The following is a 19,119-nucleotide window of genomic DNA, read 5'->3' on the forward strand; positions in this document are numbered from 1 at the left end:
ATTTAGGCAACTTTCATTTAAAGTAGTGTTAGGTTTTCTGACATATATAGTAAGGTTCTTCCTCCCTTAATTTTTTATCAGAATATGTTAGAATAAAAAAGAGGTAAAAACATGATTGACAAAGTTGAGAACAATAGATTTAAGTTAGTTTCTAAATACCAGCCTTCCGGCGATCAGCCGCAGGCCATTGAAGCTTTGGTGGATAATATTGAAGGCGGCGAGAAGGCACAAATCCTGATGGGTGCAACCGGTACAGGTAAGACCTATACCATGAGTCAGGTTATTCAAAGGGTCAATAAGCCAACCCTAGTCATCGCCCACAATAAAACTCTGGCCGGACAGCTTTACGGGGAGTTTAAAGAGTTTTTCCCTGACAATGCGGTTGAGTACTTTGTATCTTACTACGATTATTACCAGCCGGAAGCTTATGTGCCATCTAGCGACACCTACATTGAAAAAGACAGCTCGGTCAATGATGAGATTGACAAACTCCGTCACTCGGCGACCTCATCCTTACTCGAGCGCAACGATGTTATTGTGGTGGCGTCTGTCTCCTGTATTTACGGTTTGGGTTCGCCCAAGGAATATGCAGACAGCGTTGTCAGCCTGCGGCCCGGTCAGGAGATTTCCCGGGATCAGCTCTTAAACGATTTGGTGGACATTCAGTTTGAGCGTAATGACATTGATTTTCAGCGCGGCCGTTTTCGTGTGCGCGGCGATGTGGTTGAGATTTTTCCGGCCAGCCGTGATGAGCACGCCTTTCGTGTGGAATTTTTCGGCGATGAAATTGACCGCATTCGTGAAATTGAAAGTCTGACCGGCCGTGTTCTCGGTGAGGTTGACCACCTAGCTATCTTCCCGGCTACTCACTTCATGACCAACGATGAGCACATGGAAATTGCTATCGCAAGGATTCAAGAGGAGCTGAAAGAGCAGCTCAAGCTCTTTGAATCAGAGGGCAAGCTCTTAGAAGCGCAGCGATTGAAACAAAGAACCGACTACGACATCGAAATGCTGCGGGAGATGGGCTATACCAATGGCGTCGAAAACTATTCCCGCCATATGGATGGAAGAAGTGAGGGCGAGCCGCCTTACACGCTTTTGGACTTTTTCCCTGAGGATTTTCTGATTATGGTTGATGAAAGTCACATGACCATGGGGCAGATTAAAGGAATGTATAATGGTGACCGTTCGCGTAAAGAGATGCTGGTTAACTACGGCTTTCGTCTCCCCAGTGCCTTGGACAATCGCCCCTTGCGCCGGGAAGAATTTGAAAGCCATGTTCATCAGATTGTCTATGTCTCAGCAACGCCGGGGGATTACGAGCTTGCGCAGACTGACACAGTCATTGAGCAAATTATCCGTCCGACCGGTCTCTTGGATCCGGAAGTAGAAGTGCGGCCGACCATGGGGCAGATGGACGATTTGCTGGGTGAAATTACTAAGCGTGCCGAAAAAGGGGAGCGCACCTTTATCACCACGCTGACTAAGAAGATGGCGGAAGATTTGACAGACTACCTCAAGGAAATGGGGATCAAGGTCAAGTACATGCACTCGGACATCAAGACCCTGGAACGTACCGAGATTATCCGCGACCTGCGTCTGGGCGTTTTTGATGTGCTTGTAGGGATTAATCTGCTGCGCGAAGGTATCGATGTACCTGAGGTCAGCTTGGTAGCTATCCTCGATGCGGACAAGGAAGGCTTCCTGCGCAATGAGCGCGGTCTCATCCAGACCATTGGCCGGGCTGCCCGCAACAGCGAGGGTCATGTTATCATGTATGCTGACACTATGACCCAGTCCATGAAAAATGCCATTGATGAAACCCACCGCCGCCGTCAAATTCAAATGGCCTACAACGAAGAACACGGCATTGTTCCGCAAACCATCAAGAAAGATATTCGCGACCTTATCGCCATCAGCAAATCCACAGACAGCGATGTAGCAGAAGAAACCGTTGATTATAATGCTATGACCAAATCTGAACGCCAAGAAACCATCAGGAAGCTGCAAAAGCAAATGCAGGAAGCCGCCGAACTGTTAGACTTTGAGCTGGCCGCCGAGATCCGCGATATGGTACTGGAACTGAAGGCGATGGATTAAGAGAGGTAATATGCCAGAAAATAATTTTAATATTCAAAAAGTTAATACTATAACAGAATTTGTAAGTTTAATAAATGATTCTTTGCAATCTGACAATAAAAATTATTATTATAGAGGTGAAAATGAATACTTTGATTATAGAACTCCATCACTATATTTAGAGGAATCTCTTGTTTATTTAGGTTCAGAATATTATTATCGAACACTTATTAAAGAAATGGGAGATGAAGTGTTACTCAATAATGTTGAGTTAACACGACAACTAGCTGAAAGACAGCATTATGGTGCTAAAACTAGGATATTGGATATTACAACAAATCCTTTGGTTGCATTATTTTTTGCTGTAGATATTGATAATGATAAAGATGGATATGTTTATATTTATGAAGAGGAAAATCAAAAAGAAAAATTTGATAGTGGACATACGATTGCAATAAAAACTGCTTTGAACTTTATTGACCAAAAGGTGATTAATAATTTTCTAAGTTATATGGATTTTGCGGAGAAGTTAGATAAACAATCAAAATCTTTTGATATTAGTGAAAGTCAAACTACTGACGATATTATATCTAAATTTAGTAATAATATGCAATTTGATTTAATAAGATCTTGTATTGATGATGGCAAAAAATACTCTGAAGGAGATGATGGTCTTTATTATGTTGTTGGTGAAAAGAATTTTGGCTATTATCCCGAAGATATCGATTGTTATAAATCTTTGAGTCAGAATGAGAGGGAGCATTTTAATGATATTTTAAATAGTGATTATTTAAGTAATTTTATGGAACTACTTAATCAACGTGCTATGGTAAAGGAAAAACTCATTTATCCATATAAAATTTATAAAGATTTAAAAAAAGCTCATATTGTCTTTATTAGCAAATCAACCGAAAGAATAAAGCAACAACAAGGAGCTTTTATCTATCCTTGTTTTGTCAATACAATGGACAAAGATTTTGAAAATATAAAATCAGAAATTAATGATTCTATTAAGAAAAAATCAAATTCATTAATTATAAAAATTAAAAGTGAGATGAAAAAGACAATTAGAAAAGAGTTAAGAAAGTTTGGAATAACTGAAGGCTATATTTACCCTGATATTCAACATAAATCTAAAGATATATTGGAAGTATTAAAGGATGAATATAATAAATGATGGAACTAAGTAAAGGAGTCAGTTGATATGCATCCTAAAACTACGATTAAGATGATTGGAGTCAGTCTTATCTGGTTAGTCCTTTTTGGCTTAACGGTTAATCTGGGTTTGTCTCATGATCTTCTCAGTCTTTATATGGATGAAAAGGGAGTGATCGTCGGTGGTGTGCTGCTTAATAGTGTAGGGTTGGCAGTCCTTGCTTTTAGTCACCGCCAATGGACTAAATCGCTCATAGCGGTTAGGCAAAGGAAAACTTATCTGCTTTATCTCATCTTACTGCTGGCTGCTGGGAGTGTTCTGCTGCATTATCACTGGACGGGATTGCCGGCGGTCTACTATTTACTTTTTACGACAGTATCAGTAGTTTGGCAGGATTACCTTACCTTTGGTTTTTTGCAAAATTATTTGCGGCAGCTGTTCTCTTTTAAACAAGTTTTAATCCTATGGGCGGTGCCTATGAAGTCATCCTGCAAGCCGCTAAGAGTGAAAAGGTTAAGGTCAGTCTTCTCAGCAATGTGTTAGACAGGTTAGAAGAACTTTTTAAAATAAAGATTGATGACATTAAAAACAGCATTGATATTGATTTAAATCGGTTAGAAGATATGACTGAAGCTATTGCTAAGGAAAATCTAAAGGTTCTGATTGTCCTGCCTGAAAAATATCTTGGGAGTCTTGAACTTGGGGTCAACTGCAAGGAACTACACTTGATTAATATATGCAGTTCCAATTTTGAATTGACCGGAAAAGTCTCACGTATTACTGTGGATGGCGGTGTCGGAGAGATGGAATTTGACAGCAACTTAGATATGTTTGTTGATGTTTTATCTCACCAGGGCGAGATTGCTCTCAACCAGATTGCAGGGACATCTAAGATTCAGGTGCCTAAAGATTATGTTTTTCAAGCTGTTAAAAAGGGATTGGCTACAAAAATATCCTTTGAAGAAAATGGGGAGGCCTGTGATGATTTTTCACTTCAGGATTGTGAAAATGTCCTCGAATTAAATGGTTTTAAAAGCGAGCTGGTTATTTCAAAGAAATGAATAATTAATGCTAACTATGTTATAATGGATGTCATTAAAAAACATGAAGGAGTTCTCTATGTCCCGTTCAGAAAAGGTCATTCTAACCAATATGTGCTTAGTTGAAGATGGAAAGGGTAATATTCTTATACAGTTTCGCGACCCTAAGCGCTACACTTGGTCAGGAGCTGCTCTGCCCGGCGGGCATGTCGAAGCTGGAGAATCTCTGCACGCTTCGGTTGTTCGTGAGATTTTTGAAGAGACCGGCCTGACCATTGCCAATCCCAGTTTGGTTGGTATGAAGCACTGGCATACCAAAGAAGGTATTCGTTATCTTGTCTTTTTGTATCGAACTCACGAATTTGAAGGGGAAATTCGCTCATCGGAGGAGGGAGAAGTGCGCTGGATAGCGCGTGAAGAATTGCCTCATATAAATCTGGCTTATGATTTGCTCAATTTGCTGCGCGTCTTTGAGGAAGATGAGCTCTCGGAACTTTTTTACAGTGAGCGTTTGCAGGATGACTTTGTCAGAGAATTTTGGTAATAGTTTTTTAGCTGTTTAAGCTAATAGCGAAGTGGACTAAGATATAATGTTTTTGGATTTTTATAAAAAAATGCTTGACAAATGCATAAATATGAAATATAATAATCCTATCTTAATAAAATTAGAAATTGAGGATTGTTATGAAAATAGTTAAAAAAGTTTTAGTAGGAGCTCTTACCGCTTTATCGCTGATCAGTCTTGCTGCCTGCAACTCTTCATCCAAGGATGATTCTGTAAAAAAGATCGAAGACAAAGGAAAGCTTGTTGTTGCCATGAATCCTGAGTTCGCTCCGTTTGAATTCAAGACACTGGTTAACGGCAAAGATACCATCGTCGGAGCAGATGTTGAGATTGCTAAGGCTATTGCCAAAGAATTGGGTGTAAAAGTAGAATTTTCAGCTATGTCTTTTAACAATGTCCTGTCAAGTGTTCAGTCAGGTAAGGCTGATATTGCTATTTCAGGCATTTCGGCAACCAAAGAGCGTCAAAAGGTTTATGATTTCTCAGAAACTTATTACGAATCTGTTAATGTGGTGATTGTCAAAAAATCTGAGTTGGCAAAATATAAGAAAACTGATTCCCTGAAGGGTCTCTCCGTAGCCACTCAAAAGGGAAGCATTCAGGAAGATGTTGCCAAGAAACAATTGACAGGTGCTAAAATTATCTCTCTCGTTCAAAATGGTGAAATGATTAACGAATTAAAATCTGGCCAAGTTAACGGCGTTGTTTTAGAAAAGCCGATTGCAGAAGGCTATGTTGCTAAAAACAGCGATTTGGCTATTGCCCAAATCAAATTAAAATCCGGGGCTTCCGATTCTTATGCTGTTGCCATGCCTAAGGGAAGCACCTCTCTTAAGAAAAAAGTGGATAAGGTTATCAAGGAGCTTAAGAAATCTAACAAAATTGATAATTTTGTTAAAGAAGCCTACAACTTGTCTGTTTCCAGCAAAGAATAAGAAAATCTTCTTTGGGATAAACGTTCAGGAACTATCACGAAACCCTTCAGCAGGTGTTTGCGCATCTGCTGGAGGTTTTTTTGTTAATGCCAACCTGATTTCTTGGCATTGACAAGTACCTGTTTATTAAGTATTATCATTAGTAGGAAAACTAAAGGAGTCAAGATGAAATTACCACGTTTTGGAGTGGAAGAATGGCTGAACGTTCATGAAAAGGAGGCCCTCTATGATATTGCCGGTGTGTCTATCTCGGCTTTGACCCTGGAGGAGCTTTTTGAGCTGGCACACCAGGATCTGAGCGCTTTTTTTCAGGAACTCTCCCGAAAAAAGATGGACTATGGCTGGATAGAGGGCTCACCCGAATTTAAAAAGCAAGTTTGCGGACTTTATAAAAAAATGAGGCCTGAGCAGATTTTGCAGACCAACGGTGCAACGGGTGCTAATTTGCTGGCGCTCTATGCCCTTATTGAGCCTCAGGACCATGTCATTTCAGTCTACCCCGCCTACCAGCAGCTCTATGATATTCCCAAATCTTTGGGAGCGCAGGTAGACTTGTGGCGGATCAGAGAGGATCATAATTGGCTGCCGGATTTGGATGATTTGCGCAGGCTGATTCGTCCTAATACTAAAATGATCTGCATCAACAATGCTCATAATCCGACGGGGGCCATCATGGATGAGGCCTACTTACAGGAATTGGTCGCTATTGCTGAATCCTGCGGGGCCTATATTCTGTCCGATGAAGTCTATAAGCCATTTTCTGATCAGTCAGAAGTTCCTGCTATTGCTGACTTGTACGACAAGGGGATTTCAGTCGACAGTCTGTCCAAGGCCTATTCACTCCCCGGCATTCGTGTAGGCTGGGTAGCTTCAAATAAGGAAGTAGCGGATATTCTCAGAAACTATCGTGATTATACCATGATTTGTGCCGGTGTCTTTGATGATCTGCTGGCTGCCTTTGCACTGAAAAACCGGCAGGTCATTATTGAGAGGAATCAAAAGATCGTGAGTGAAAATCTGGAGATTTTAAAAAATTGGCTGGCGCAGGAGCCGCGAGCTCATGCTATTTTGCCGGATCATGTTTCCACCTCTCTGGTTAAACTGGATGTGCCGCTTCCCATTGAGGAGTTCTGCCGGCAGCTCTTAGCAGCTTATGGGGTGCTGCTTGTCCCGGGAAGTCGTTTTGATCTTGAAGGCTATGTTCGCCTCGGTTACTGCGGTGACAGGGACATTTTAAAAACGGCTCTGTCAAAACTATCCCAGTGTTTGGAAAGCTTTGATTAATAAAGGTTATAACTGTTATAACAGACTTATCAAATAGAAAAGAGAAAAAAATGACATTAAGAAAATTATTGCTGGCTTGCTTCAGCCTTTTGGCTGTGATTGCTCTGACTGCCTGCGGCGCTTCAAATGCAAAAGACATGCAGGATAAAGTAAAGGAGAAGAAGAAAATTGTTGTTGCTGTCAGTCCGGACTATGCACCCTTTGAATTCAAGGCTCTGATTAACGGAAAAGATACTGTTGTCGGTGCTGATATCGAATTGGCAAGGGCAATTGCCGATGAACTGGGCGTCAAATTGGAAATCTCCTCCATGAGCTTTGACAATGTTCTCTCTAGTTTAAAGACAGGAAAGGCTGATATCGCTATCTCCGGTCTGTCCTATACTAAGGAACGTGCCAAGGTTTATGATTTTTCAGATGCTTATTACGAGACTGAAAATGCTATCCTAGTCAGAAAGTCTGATGTTAATAAATATACATCACTGGCTGCTTTCAACAAGGCTAAGGTGGCCGTTCAAAAAGGAACCATTGAAGAAGGTTTGGCAAAAGATCAGCTGAAGAAATCAAATATCACTGCTCTGACTTCCATGGGTGAAGCTGTTAATGAACTGAAATCAGGGCAGGTCGATGCTATTGATTTGGAAAAGCCGGTAGCAGAAGGCTATATTTCTCAAAACAGCGACCTTGTTCTTGCGAAAGTTGCCCTGAAAACGGGTGAAGGTGACGCCAAAGCAGTTGCCCTGCCCAAAGACAGCGGTAAATTAGTTAAGACAGTTAATAAGGTTATTAAAAAGCTTAAAAAAGAAGGCAAGTACAAACAGTTTATCAGCGATGCGGTTAAATTGACCGGACAGCAAGTTGACTAAAAAGGACTTATTTTCGGGTTTAATTTTCAGCGTTCGTGAAAATAAATTTTAAAATAGTCTGAAAATGTCTTGACATTTATTTCCACATTCCTGTATAATGTTTAAGAACGTGTAAATGTTACAATGAAATTGAGGGGAGTGAGATACATGTCAAAGACTGTAGTGCGTAAAAATGAATCACTTGACGATGCTCTTCGTCGTTTCAAACGTTCTGTAACTAAAGCTGGTACACTTCAAGAATCACGCAAACGTGAATTCTACGAAAAACCTTCTGTAAAACGTAAACGTAAGTCAGAAGCAGCTCGCAAACGTAAAAAATTCTAAAGTGATTATTGTGAAAGGCTGAAACAAAGTTTCAGTTTTTTATTTTGCCATCAATTCAGTTAACTCCTTCTTTATATGTACTGTGTTTTAAAAAAGCCAATAAAAAAAGACAGCCTCACTATTGAACTGTGCCAGAAGTCAGATGAAAACTCTAACGATTGGGCTCAGTACCGTAAGGTCTGTCTTTTTTCAAGAAGAGAAGAAGCAGTTCATCGATTGTTTAATCATGATTGCTTCTCGGCGGTTTTTACTTTTGGTTTTCTAAGAGGGCTTTAATGTCTGCCAGCAGTTCAACTTCAGTAGGCTCAGTTTCAGCAGCATCTTCTTCTGCCTTTTTGGTAAGAGCCATTGCATGATTAGCAGCTTTAACAACGAAAAAGAGTGTTGTTCCCACAATCAAGAAGTTAATGACAGCACTTAAGAAGTTACCGTAAGCGACACCGTTCCATGAAAGATCAGCAATCTTGTCTACACCGGCAGCTTTTAAAGCAGGGTTCAAGAAGAGCGGTGTGATAACGTCTGAAACGAAGGATGTGATAATAGCATTGAATGCTGCCCCCATAACAACAGCTACAGCAAGGTCAAGAACACTTCCTCGGAACAAAAACTCTTTAAGTTCTTTAATCATTTCATTTTTCCTTTCTTATTATTAGTTACCTATTATACGGGAAAAAGAGACATTTGACAATATATGTGCTTCACTTTTTTCAAAAATATGGTAAAATTGAAATGCTGTAAAAAATATATTTTCTGAAGGGAAGACAATGGGAAACAGAAGACACAAGCGAAAGGGGCTAGTTCGGAAAAGAGAAATTATCGCATTAGCTATTTTTGTTTCGTCGGCCGTTTTGCTTCTGGCGGCAACGAATTCTTTCGAGGTTCTGGCCAGAACCCTGAATTTAAAGCCTATCGGAATCACCCTTCCTTTTGTCAGTAAGGAAGCAGGGCAAAAATCACGATACGATTCCGGCCAAAAGGTTCAAATAAGTTCTGGTCAAAAACTGGCAGATTACCAAAACTGGATTGGAACAATCAAGAAGGTCAAATCGACAGAGACCTCACAGCAAAAATTAGCATACACCTATGAAATTAAATTTGACAACGGACGCACCATTAAAAACGTTGGGGAAAGTGATCTAGCCAAAACTAAGAAATCAAGATACCAGCAAGGCCAGATTGTCAAGCTAAAATCGTCTGCCAAAGAGAACTTAAATGGCCGCAGCCTGTCTGATTATCGGACATCGGCCGGCCGAGTTGAGCAGGTCTCTTATAATCACAGCAGTGCTGCCGGCGGCTATAAATATGATGTTACCTTTGATGACGGCGGCAAGGTCACTGACATCCAAGAAGGGGATTTGGAGACTATTTACCAAGTTAAGCTAAAAGCAGAAAACAGTGCGGCTCAAAACAATGACGTTTTGAGACAGGCCTTTGCTTATGCTAAGGAGCACCCGGGCACCATTTTAAGTCTGCCCAGCGGTAAATTTAAAATCGGCAGTCAGACACCGAATAAAGATTACCTCACCCTGGCTTCCGATACTGAAATCAGAGGCGACAATACAACGCTTGTGGTTGAAGGAGCGGCTTACTGGTTTGCCCTGGCAACAGGACCCAAAGCAACTGATGGGGTTAAAAATTTCACCATGCGCAATCTTAATATTAAGGCCAGCGATTTGGATAAGGGCAACCACTTTATGATTATGGCCAACCACGGCGATCATTGGCGGGTTCTTAATAACAGTTTTACCATGGTTCATAAAAAGGGCAGCCACGTTTTTGACTTGGGAGGCCTGCAAAATTCCACTTTTAAGGGGAATCAGTTCACGGGCTATGCTCCAGAGCTGGTTAATGCTAAACAAATTGATGCCAATCTTTCCCTTCACGACTATTATTCGGAGGCCATTCAGTTAGATGCTTCGAGTGACAACGGTGTATGGGACGGCGGTTTAATCAAGGCGATTGACCCTAATTACGGTACGCACAATAAAGACAGGCAGATCAGCCGAAATATCGTTATCACTGATAATTCCTTTGTTCCTTATTACGACAGCAAAGGCAATATCAAAGCTTACAGCGGAAGTGTTGGTCAGCATTCTTCGGATGTAGGTCCGATTAAAATTTACAATAATGTCTTTAGCAATACGTTGGTTGACCGGCTTAATGTCAATGAGAAAAATAAACTTTGGCTGTTTAAGGCCGTCCATCTAAAGTTGGAACGCAAAGGCACTGTATACGATAATGATATAGACTAATCGCTCCTCTTAAAAAATTCTGACAGGGCACTCTCTGAGCCGGTCGCAAAGACCAAGCTCAGAGAGTGCTTTTGTACCTCTTTAATTTACAAAAAGTCCTAAAAATGTTATAATGAAAAGCAACGCTAAAATAGGGATTTTGATGTGGAGGTGATGATTTCTGGCTATTGATAAGGAAATGATTAACGACATTAAAAACAGCGTCAATATTGTTGATGTGATTGGCGAAGTTGTCAGTCTTTCACGGGCTGGCCGCAATTATTTAGGTCTTTGTCCCTTCCACAAAGAGAAGACGCCCTCCTTTAATGTTATTGAAGACAGGCAGTTTTTTCACTGTTTTGGCTGCGGGCGTTCAGGCGATGTCTTTAAATTTTTAGAAGACTACCGCAATATCAGCTTTTTAGAGAGTGTTCAGGTGCTTGCTGACCGCGCTGGAATTAATATTACGGTTCAGGACAAGAGTCAGGAAACAAGGCAGGAGCACCCCAACCAACGATTTTTCAGCATCAATGATGATGCCGGCAAGTTTTATCAGGCTGTTTTAAAGACGACCAAGATAGGGGAAACAGCCCGCCAGTATCTTTATGAAAGAGGACTGACGGATGAGCTGATTGATTATTTTAAGATAGGTTTGGCTCCGGATGAACATGATTATCTTTATCAGGCCATGCTGAAAAAATATGATGAAGATACCATCATTAATTCTGGTCTTTTTAATCTGTCGGACAGCAACACGGTTTATGATGCCTTTCGGAACCGCATCATGTTTCCTTTGACGGATGAGTTTGGTCACATTGTCGGTTTTTCAGGCCGTATTTGGACAGAGGCCGACAGTGCCAAAAAACTGGCGAAATATAAAAATACACGTGCGACAGCTGTCTTTAATAAGTCTTATGAACTTTATCATTTGGACCGAGCCAAAGCAGTTGCCAAAAAAGAACATGAAATCTACCTTATGGAGGGTTTCATGGACGTTATTGCCGCCTATCGCTGCGGAATCAGCAATGCGGTCGCTTCCATGGGAACAGCGCTGACGCCGGAGCATGTGAAGCATTTGCAGAAATTCACTAAAAAAGTAATCCTGACCTATGACGGTGACAGTGCCGGGCAGAACGCTATTGCCAAATCCTTGGACATTTTATCAGATATGGCAGTGGAAATCGTCAGAATTCCCGGTCAGATGGATCCCGATGAGTTTATCAAGGAAAATTCTGCGGAAGAACTGAAAAAACTTCTGACCCAGTCAAGGATTAGCAGCGTTGAGTTTTGGCTCCATCATCTAAAACCTGAAAATATTGATAACTTGCAGGCAGAGATTGACTATGTGGAGAAGATGGCGAAAATCATCGCCGCCTCCCCGTCAATTACTGCTCAAAACACCTATATCAATATGGTGGCAGAAGTTCTGCCGGACTTCAATTATCAGCAGGTAGAGCAGGCGGTTAATAATGAGCGCCTGCAAACGCGCTCACAAAGAAGCGAACAGGCGCTCAGCCAGCCTATTAAGGCAGAGCTGCCCATGAGTAAGCATCTGAGTGCTGTGGTTAAGGCTGAGAATCAGCTCTTTCACCGGATTCTTCACCATGGTTACCTTTTGAATGAATTTCGCAATAGGGATGATTTTAAATTTGAGACTCCGGAATTGCAGGAACTTTATCAGCTTTTAAAAAGCAATGGTGAATTGAATGCCTATGATTTGGCTCAGCTTCCCGAGGAACTTCAAAATGCCTACTACCGTGTTTTAGAGGAAAATCTTCCTGAAGAGATTGCTGAGGGTGAAATCAGGCAGCTGGAAAGCCAGAGAAATAAATACCTGCAGCAGCAGGAGATGCGAAAACAAAGCAAAACCATCCGTGAAAGCAGCAATCACGGAGACATAGATACTGCAGTTGAGGGCTTGGCGGCTCTCATCGCTCAAAAAAGAAATATGGAATAGAGGAAAAATGGCAAGTAGTAGTAAAAAAACATCAAGTACCTTTAATGTTCAAGTGGCAGATTTTATTCGCAATCATAAAAAAGAAGGGGTTGCTATTGACGATGAAGTTACTGAAAAACTCGTCATCCCTTTTGGACTTGAAGCCGAGCAAATTGACGATCTGCTGGAACGTTTGACTGACGGCGGTATCTCTATCACTGACAAAGACGGCAATCCTTCGTCTAAGTATGCTGTTGAAGAGATTAAACCCGAGGAGCTGACTGATGAAGAGCTGCTGGGCAGTAATTCTGCAAAGGTCAATGATCCTGTACGTATGTATTTAAAAGAAATTGGCGTTGTTCCTCTTTTGACAAATGAAGAAGAAAAAGAACTGGCTATTGCAGTTGAAAACGGTGACCTTGAAGCCAAACAGCGTTTGGCAGAAGCCAATCTGCGTCTGGTTGTCTCCATCGCTAAGCGCTATGTCGGCCGCGGCATGCAGTTTTTGGATCTTATCCAAGAAGGTAACATGGGCTTGATGAAGGCGGTTGATAAGTTCGACTACTCCAAGGGATTCAAATTTTCAACCTATGCAACCTGGTGGATTCGTCAAGCTATCACACGTGCGATTGCGGATCAGGCCCGCACGATTCGGATTCCCGTTCACATGGTGGAAACCATTAACAAATTAGTGCGCGAGCAGCGCAATCTCCTGCAAGAACTGGGACAGGACCCAACGCCTGAACAGATTGCAGAGCGGATGGATATGACCCCGGACAAGGTTCGTGAAATCCTGAAAATTGCTCAGGAGCCAGTGTCTCTGGAAACACCGATTGGTGAAGAGGACGACAGCCATCTGGGGGACTTTATCGAAGACGAAGTCATTGAAAATCCGGTGGATTATACAACGCGTGTTGTGCTGCGCGAGCAGTTGGATGAAGTGCTTGATACGCTGACCGACCGAGAAGAAAATGTCCTGCGCCTGCGTTTCGGTTTAGATGACGGCAAGATGCGCACACTGGAAGATGTGGGCAGAGTGTTCAATGTTACTCGTGAACGCATTCGTCAGATTGAAGCTAAGGCCTTGCGTAAATTGCGCCATCCCAGCCGCAGCAAGCAGCTGCGTGATTTTGTAGAGGATTAAAAGGAGAGGGAACTATGGCAGAAGCAAACTATACTCCCGAGGAAGTCACAAAGATTAAAGACAGAATTCTTGAAGCTTTGGAAATGGTTATTGATCCGGAATTGGGCATTGATATTGTCAATCTGGGGCTTATCTATGACATTCGTTTTGATGATTCAGGCCATACGGAGATTGATATGACCCTGACCACCATGGGCTGTCCTTTGGCCGATTTGCTGACGGACCAGATTTACGATGTTTTAAAAGATGTGCCTGAGGTTCTTGATGTTGATGTCAAGTTAGTGTGGTCACCAGCTTGGTCAGTTGACAAAATGAGCCGCTATGCACGGATTGCTTTGGGGATTCGCTAATTGGCAGCAAACAAATTAAGACAAAGACTTGATAAAAAAGATGAGGCTGTTAAGGCTGACTAAATCGCAGAAAGTTTGATAAAGTCGGCTTTTTTGCCATTTTTTGGTAAAGCTGCTGTTTTTTGATGAATATATTTTAAAGGAGAATACGAATGATTTTAATCACAGGAAGCAATGGACAGTTAGGCACTGAATTACGCCATCTGCTTGACGAGCGCAATGAAGATTATGTGGCTGTAGATGTCGCAGAAATGGACATTACGAATGCAGAAAAAGTAGATGAGGTTTTTTCACAAGTGCAGCCCAGCCTTGTTTATCACTGCGCGGCCTATACAGCCGTCGATGCGGCAGAAGATGAAGGCAAGGAACTGGATTACGCGATCAATGTGACAGGAACTGAAAACATTGCTAAAGCCTGTGAAAAATACGGTTCAACTTTGGTTTACATTTCAACAGACTATGTCTTTGACGGTCAAAAACCTGTCGGTCAGGAGTGGGAAGTTGATGATCAGCCCGATCCAAAAACGGAATACGGCCGGACAAAACGCTTAGGTGAAGAAGCCGTTGAAAAATATGTCAGCCATTTCTACATTATCCGTACTGCTTGGGTTTTTGGCAATTATGGGAAGAACTTCGTTTTCACCATGCAAAATTTGGCTAAGACCCATGATACCCTGACTGTCGTAAATGATCAGCACGGCCGTCCGACCTGGACCCGTACTTTAGCTGAGTTTATGACCTATTTGGCTGAAAATCAAAAAGAATTTGGCTATTACCATCTGTCAAACGATGCAGCAGAAGATACAACCTGGTATGATTTCGCCGTTGAAATCTTAAAAGATACAGATGTTGTTGTAAAGCCTGTCGATTCCAGTCAGTTCCCTGCTAAAGCTAAGCGCCCATTAAATTCAACGATGAGTTTGAAAAAAGCCAAAGCAACCGGTTTTGTTATTCCAACTTGGCAGGAAGCTCTGCAGGAGTTTTATAAACAAGATGTAAAGAAATAAAAAGGGGAAAGAATGAAACAGAGTTTGAGGAATTCAAGACCGTTGCTAGTGGATTTTTTGGCTAAATTAGTTCAATCTAACTCCAAAAAAATATTTTATACTTCAGTGGTAGTATTCGCTATTTTTAGAATACTATTATTAAATCATTCTAATTTTCATCTCTATCTTGAAGGTTATGATGACTTACTTCAAATTAAAAATAGTGTGACACTTGCTAATTTTGAGTGGCTGGGAGCATATACAAATATTACAATGGCCAAAAATATTGGCTTCCCGAGTTTTTTAGCTTTAGCTCAATACTTAAATCTTCCTTATGCTTTTTTATACGGATTATTGATTGTTTTAGCATCGTTTGTCTTTATTAAAGCAATTGAGCCCTGTATTAAAAATTATAGAGTTTTATTTTTAACTTATCTGTTTGTTTTATATATTCCTGTTAACCATTGGGGAGCTTTTCGCATCTATAGGAATGCTTTGGTTCCTTGGCTCGTTTTGCTGGTAGTTTCCTTTTTAATTGGAATGTTTATCAGGAGACAAGCAGCCTTTAATCAGTATTTTTTATGGTCTTTCGGCTCTTTTTGCTCTATTGGTTATTTTTGGATTTTGAGAGAAGATTCTGTTTGGTTGTTGCCCTTTATTATTACTGCAATAATTTGTCTGATTGTCTCGAATTTTTTCTACTTTAGGAAAGATAGAGGTCAGCTTTTTAGCAGAATTTTTGCTTCTCTCTTTCCACTTTTGGGAATTTGTTTCGTTACATTTTTTGTTTCTGTAATGAATTATCATTATTATGGTATATATGCAACGAATGACCGTTCACAAACCTATGGTGCTAAATTGATGACTTACCTTTATAAGATAGATGATGGGAGGAATAATAGAAAAAATTCTGATGTTTGGGCTTCTAAAAAATCTTTTCAATTAGCGATAAAAGCTAGTCCGACGCTAGCAACGATAAAGAAGCCGTTATTAGATAACTATACTGCTTGGGCTGGTGGTAAGTCAAATATTAAGGGTGATCTTGTTCAGTGGGCTGTGAGATCAGCCATGTCTGATAAGAGTGTGGGTTATTATAATAACAATGCCGTTGAAACAAACAAATTTTATAAAAAAGTATGTCAAGAATTAGACACAGCTTTTAAATCTGGTAAATTAAAGAAGAAAGACGGCATTTTCTTATCTGCGCAAACTGGAGCTTTTCATGTTAAAGATTTTTCAGAAAGTATCGGATTGAGTTTGCAGTCAACTTTCAACATTCTTAATTATCAAGATGCGGATCCGGTTGAAGAAATTTTTCACGATAACTTTAGTGAAAAAGAAATTGCATACTTCCAAGATGTTTTAGGAACAGCAATACCTAGAAATACAGTACAGTTGATTAATATTAATGTTAATCAAGAAACAGCTAAACAGGAATTTGGCTTAACTAGTACAATTGATTCAATGATGGTTAAAAACAATGCTCTTATTCGCAATCATCAATTAAGTCTAAAATTTCAAAAGGGGATTGTAAAGATTTATAAGCTTATTTCAAAATTAATGCTTCTTTGTGGTTTTTTAGGCTATATTATTTTAGTTGTGAATTTATTTAGAGATAAATTGAAAGTTGATAGCAATATACTTAACTTTTTCTTAGCCATAACAGGTTGTGCACTTTCGGGATTTCTTAATATTATGGTCGTCGTTTTATTTTCACGATGGATTACCAGAGATCCGAACAGTATTATCTATGGTTACTATGCTTCATCTTCATATGTTCTATATTCAATCGCAATGCTATTAGGATGCCTTGTTTTGTATCTTCAGGCGAAGAACGTGTATCTGAAAAAACGTAATTAAATCTTTGTAATAGTATAAATGGAGGTCGGGTAAAAAGGTTAACCTCCTCAATTAGAGTTCGTTTTAACATCATAACGCAGTGGTTGAATGGCATTTCGTTCGCGTTTTACGCTTTTGATCTGATCTATTCAACTGTGCGGGGGTGGGAAGACGAACTCTTTTGTTATTTGTTGAGTTCTTTCCCACTCCCGTTTCTTTTCGCAAAATTCCATGAAATATGCTATAATGATATGGATTGTATTGTTAAAATGGGGGAATAGAGTTTGCGTCATGTATTCATCATCGGAAGCCGAGGATTGCCGGCTAAATACGGCGGTTTTGAGACTTTTGTAGAAGAATTGGTTAAGCATCGACAGTCACAAGAAATAATTTATCATGTGGCCTGCCTGAGCGACACGGACCACCATAAGCATTTTACCTATCTGAATGTTGATTGTTTTACAATCAAAGCTCCTAAATTAGGACCTGCCAGAGTGATTGCCTATGATATGATGGCCATTAGCTACGCTTTAAAATTAATTAAGACCCAAAGTATTGCAGCCCCTATTTTTTATGTTTTAGGCAATACAATAGGCGCCTTTATGGCACCTTTTGCTAAAAAGATTAAGGGGATAGGCGGGCAGTTTTATATTAATCCAGACGGATTAGAGTGGCGCCGTTCTAAATGGTCTCGTCCCGTACAGTCTTATCTGAAATATGCTGAAAAATGCATGACAAAGTGGGCAGACTTGGTTATCTCAGATAATATTGGAATCGAAGACTATATCAAAAGGACCTATCCTTGGTCAAAGACCGTTTTCATTGCCTATGGAACTGATACATCGCCATCCGGGCTGAGTGCAGATGTTCCCAAAGTCCAAGAATTTTACGAGCGGTGGGGGCTTAAGAACAAGGATTATTATTTAATTGTTGGCCGTTTTGTACCTGAAAACAACTATGAGACGGCTATTCGAGAATTTATGACATCGACAAGTAAACGCGATTTAGTCATTATCTGCAACCATGAAGGAAATGTCTATTTTGAAGAATTGAGGCAAAAGACTGCTTTTGATAAGGATCCGCGCATTAAATTTGTCGGGACGGTCTATGACCGCGATTTACTGACCTATATTCGCGAGCATGCTTTCGCTTATATCCACGGACATGAAGTTGGTGGGACAAATCCCGGATTGCTGGAGGCCTTAGCCCATACTGACTTGAACCTTGTCTTAGGTGTTGATTTTAATCGCTCGGTTGCACGGGATGCCGCTTATTATTGGACTAAAGACACAGGCAGTCTTGCGCATTTGATTGAACAGGTTGACAGACAGGCTGATTTTTCAGAATATGGTCAAAAAGCCAAAGAGATTGTTCACAGCCATTACACATGGAAAAAAATTGTAGGAGAGTACGAGGACTTATTTTTGCATGAAAATTAATATTGTAATGTCTGCCTACAATGGTCAGGAATTTATCGCAGAACAAATTAGGAGCATTCAGCAGCAGACCTTCAAAGATTGGAAACTGCTGATCCGCGATGACGGCTCAACTGATGACACACCAAAGATTATTGCAGACTTTGCACAGCAAGATTCCCGTATTCATTTTATAAATGCTGCTGAGCGTATTAACTACGGTGTGATTAAAAATTTTTATACGCTGGTTAAATATGAAAAGGCTGATTATTACTTTTTAAGCGACCAGGATGATATTTGGCTGCCTAATAAATTAGAACTGTCTTTGGCAGAAGCACAAAAATATGACAATGCGAAGCCTCTGATGGTTTATACTGATTTGAAGATTGTTGATAAACATCTGCAGGTTTTGCATGAGAGCATGATTAAAACACAGTCTCATCATGCAAACCAGACACTGCTACAGGAATTAACAGAAAATACAGTAACCGGCGGTACAGCCATGTTTAACCATACTTTAGCTGAAAAATGGAAGGTTTACGATGGCATTCTTATGCACGACTGGTATCTGGCATTGCTGGCTGCTGCTTTAGGAGAATTGGTCTACATGGATGCTGCGACAGAACTTTATCGTCAGCATGAGAGCAATGTTCTGGGAGCGAGGACCTGGTCTAAGCGTTTAAAAAATTGGCTGCAGCCCCATAAACTGCTTGCCAAGTATTGGTGGCTGATCACATCCAGTCAAAAACAAGCTGCTTATTTATTAGACTTGGATCTGCCAAAAGATAAGCGCCAGTTGGTGACAGCTTATGTTGAGCTGCTCAATCAGCCATGGCTGCAAAGACGGCATGACCTTAAAAAATACGGCTTTGCTAAAAACAGAGCTTTTCATACCTTGATCTTTAAAACCTTAATTACAACAAAAATCGGCTATAGTCACTATCTAAAAAATGGCTATCAGGCATAGGA

17 protein-coding genes and 1 pseudogene are annotated in these 19,119 nt (G+C 40.6%); 17 read left to right on the forward strand and 1 reads right to left on the reverse strand.

What is annotated here, in order from left to right; translation table 11 throughout:
* The first annotated feature begins 111 nt into the window (after positions 1–111).
* The 9 genes and pseudogenes from uvrB (at position 112) to rpsU (ending at position 8,249) form a co-directional block, all read left to right on the forward strand.
* Complete coding sequence (gene uvrB, locus BMI76_RS03795) at positions 112–2,103, forward strand: excinuclease ABC subunit UvrB (protein ID WP_075346280.1); 1,992 nt, start codon at positions 112–114, stop codon at positions 2,101–2,103.
* Positions 2,104–2,113: 10 nt separating this feature from the next.
* Complete coding sequence (locus BMI76_RS03800) at positions 2,114–3,259, forward strand: FRG domain-containing protein (RefSeq protein WP_075346281.1); 1,146 nt, start codon at positions 2,114–2,116, stop codon at positions 3,257–3,259.
* 27 nt (positions 3,260–3,286) lie between these two features.
* Positions 3,287–3,781: a hypothetical protein gene (locus BMI76_RS03805; RefSeq protein ID WP_180372827.1), complete on the forward strand. Its 495-nt coding sequence runs from the start codon at positions 3,287–3,289 to the stop codon at positions 3,779–3,781.
* A pseudogene (locus BMI76_RS03810) lies at positions 3,730–4,299 on the forward strand (transcriptional regulator); the annotation flags it as partial. The gene BMI76_RS03805 and the pseudogene BMI76_RS03810, both read left to right, overlap by 52 nt.
* 58 nt (positions 4,300–4,357) lie before the next feature.
* Positions 4,358–4,822 carry an 8-oxo-dGTP diphosphatase gene (locus BMI76_RS03815; protein WP_075346282.1) on the forward strand — a complete coding sequence of 155 codons (465 nt, stop codon included), beginning with the start codon at positions 4,358–4,360 and terminating at the stop codon, positions 4,820–4,822.
* A gap of 140 nt (positions 4,823–4,962) precedes the next feature.
* Positions 4,963–5,778, forward strand: a complete 816-nt coding sequence (locus tag BMI76_RS03820; RefSeq protein ID WP_075346283.1) for a transporter substrate-binding domain-containing protein — start codon at positions 4,963–4,965, stop codon at positions 5,776–5,778.
* A 165-nt stretch (positions 5,779–5,943) separates the two neighbouring features.
* A complete protein-coding gene (locus tag BMI76_RS03825; protein ID WP_075346284.1) occupies positions 5,944–7,062 on the forward strand; it encodes an aminotransferase in 1,119 nt (372 codons plus the stop codon).
* A gap of 50 nt (positions 7,063–7,112) precedes the next feature.
* Positions 7,113–7,925 (forward strand): transporter substrate-binding domain-containing protein, encoded by an 813-nt coding sequence (locus BMI76_RS03830; protein WP_075346285.1) that lies wholly within the window; start codon positions 7,113–7,115, stop codon positions 7,923–7,925.
* A 147-nt stretch (positions 7,926–8,072) separates the two neighbouring features.
* Positions 8,073–8,249, forward strand: coding sequence for a 30S ribosomal protein S21 (gene rpsU / locus BMI76_RS03835; protein ID WP_000048058.1), 177 nt, complete (start codon positions 8,073–8,075; stop codon positions 8,247–8,249).
* A gap of 247 nt (positions 8,250–8,496) precedes the next feature.
* Here rpsU and mscL read toward each other — a convergent pair whose 3' ends face one another.
* Entirely contained in the window at positions 8,497–8,877 is a 381-nt protein-coding gene (gene mscL / locus BMI76_RS03840) for a large conductance mechanosensitive channel protein MscL (protein WP_075346287.1), read from the reverse strand.
* 136 nt (positions 8,878–9,013) lie between these two features.
* On the opposite strand from mscL, the gene BMI76_RS03845 reads away from it, so the two are divergent.
* From BMI76_RS03845 to BMI76_RS03880, 8 genes are all read left to right on the forward strand, one after another.
* On the forward strand, positions 9,014–10,501 hold the full coding sequence (locus BMI76_RS03845; RefSeq protein ID WP_075346288.1) for an HlyD family secretion protein: 1,488 nt from the start codon (positions 9,014–9,016) through the stop codon (positions 10,499–10,501).
* Between the two features lie 178 nt (positions 10,502–10,679).
* The gene (dnaG, locus tag BMI76_RS03850; protein ID WP_075346289.1) at positions 10,680–12,437 is read left to right on the forward strand and encodes a DNA primase; all 1,758 of its coding nucleotides are present in this window, start codon (positions 10,680–10,682) and stop codon (positions 12,435–12,437) included.
* A gap of 7 nt (positions 12,438–12,444) precedes the next feature.
* Positions 12,445–13,560, forward strand: coding sequence for an RNA polymerase sigma factor RpoD (rpoD, locus tag BMI76_RS03855; protein ID WP_075346290.1), 1,116 nt, complete (start codon positions 12,445–12,447; stop codon positions 13,558–13,560).
* A 14-nt stretch (positions 13,561–13,574) separates the two neighbouring features.
* Complete coding sequence (locus BMI76_RS03860) at positions 13,575–13,910, forward strand: metal-sulfur cluster assembly factor (RefSeq protein ID WP_075346291.1); 336 nt, start codon at positions 13,575–13,577, stop codon at positions 13,908–13,910.
* Positions 13,911–14,062: 152 nt separating this feature from the next.
* Positions 14,063–14,917, forward strand: a complete 855-nt coding sequence (gene rfbD, locus BMI76_RS03865; protein ID WP_075346292.1) for a dTDP-4-dehydrorhamnose reductase — start codon at positions 14,063–14,065, stop codon at positions 14,915–14,917.
* 12 nt (positions 14,918–14,929) lie between these two features.
* Positions 14,930–16,756, forward strand: a complete 1,827-nt coding sequence (locus BMI76_RS03870; RefSeq protein WP_075346293.1) for a hypothetical protein — start codon at positions 14,930–14,932, stop codon at positions 16,754–16,756.
* A 263-nt stretch (positions 16,757–17,019) separates the two neighbouring features.
* Positions 17,020–18,174 carry a beta 1-4 rhamnosyltransferase Cps2T gene (cps2T, locus tag BMI76_RS03875; RefSeq protein ID WP_075346294.1) on the forward strand — a complete coding sequence of 385 codons (1,155 nt, stop codon included), beginning with the start codon at positions 17,020–17,022 and terminating at the stop codon, positions 18,172–18,174.
* Complete coding sequence (locus BMI76_RS03880) at positions 18,164–19,117, forward strand: glycosyltransferase family 2 protein (protein WP_075346295.1); 954 nt, start codon at positions 18,164–18,166, stop codon at positions 19,115–19,117. Before cps2T ends, BMI76_RS03880 begins: the two co-directional genes overlap by 11 nt.
* Positions 19,118–19,119 lie beyond the last annotated feature (2 nt).

This window comes from Streptococcus sp. 'caviae', from assembly GCF_001937065.1.
In the GTDB taxonomy this organism is placed as follows: Bacteria; Bacillota; Bacilli; order Lactobacillales; family Streptococcaceae; genus Streptococcus.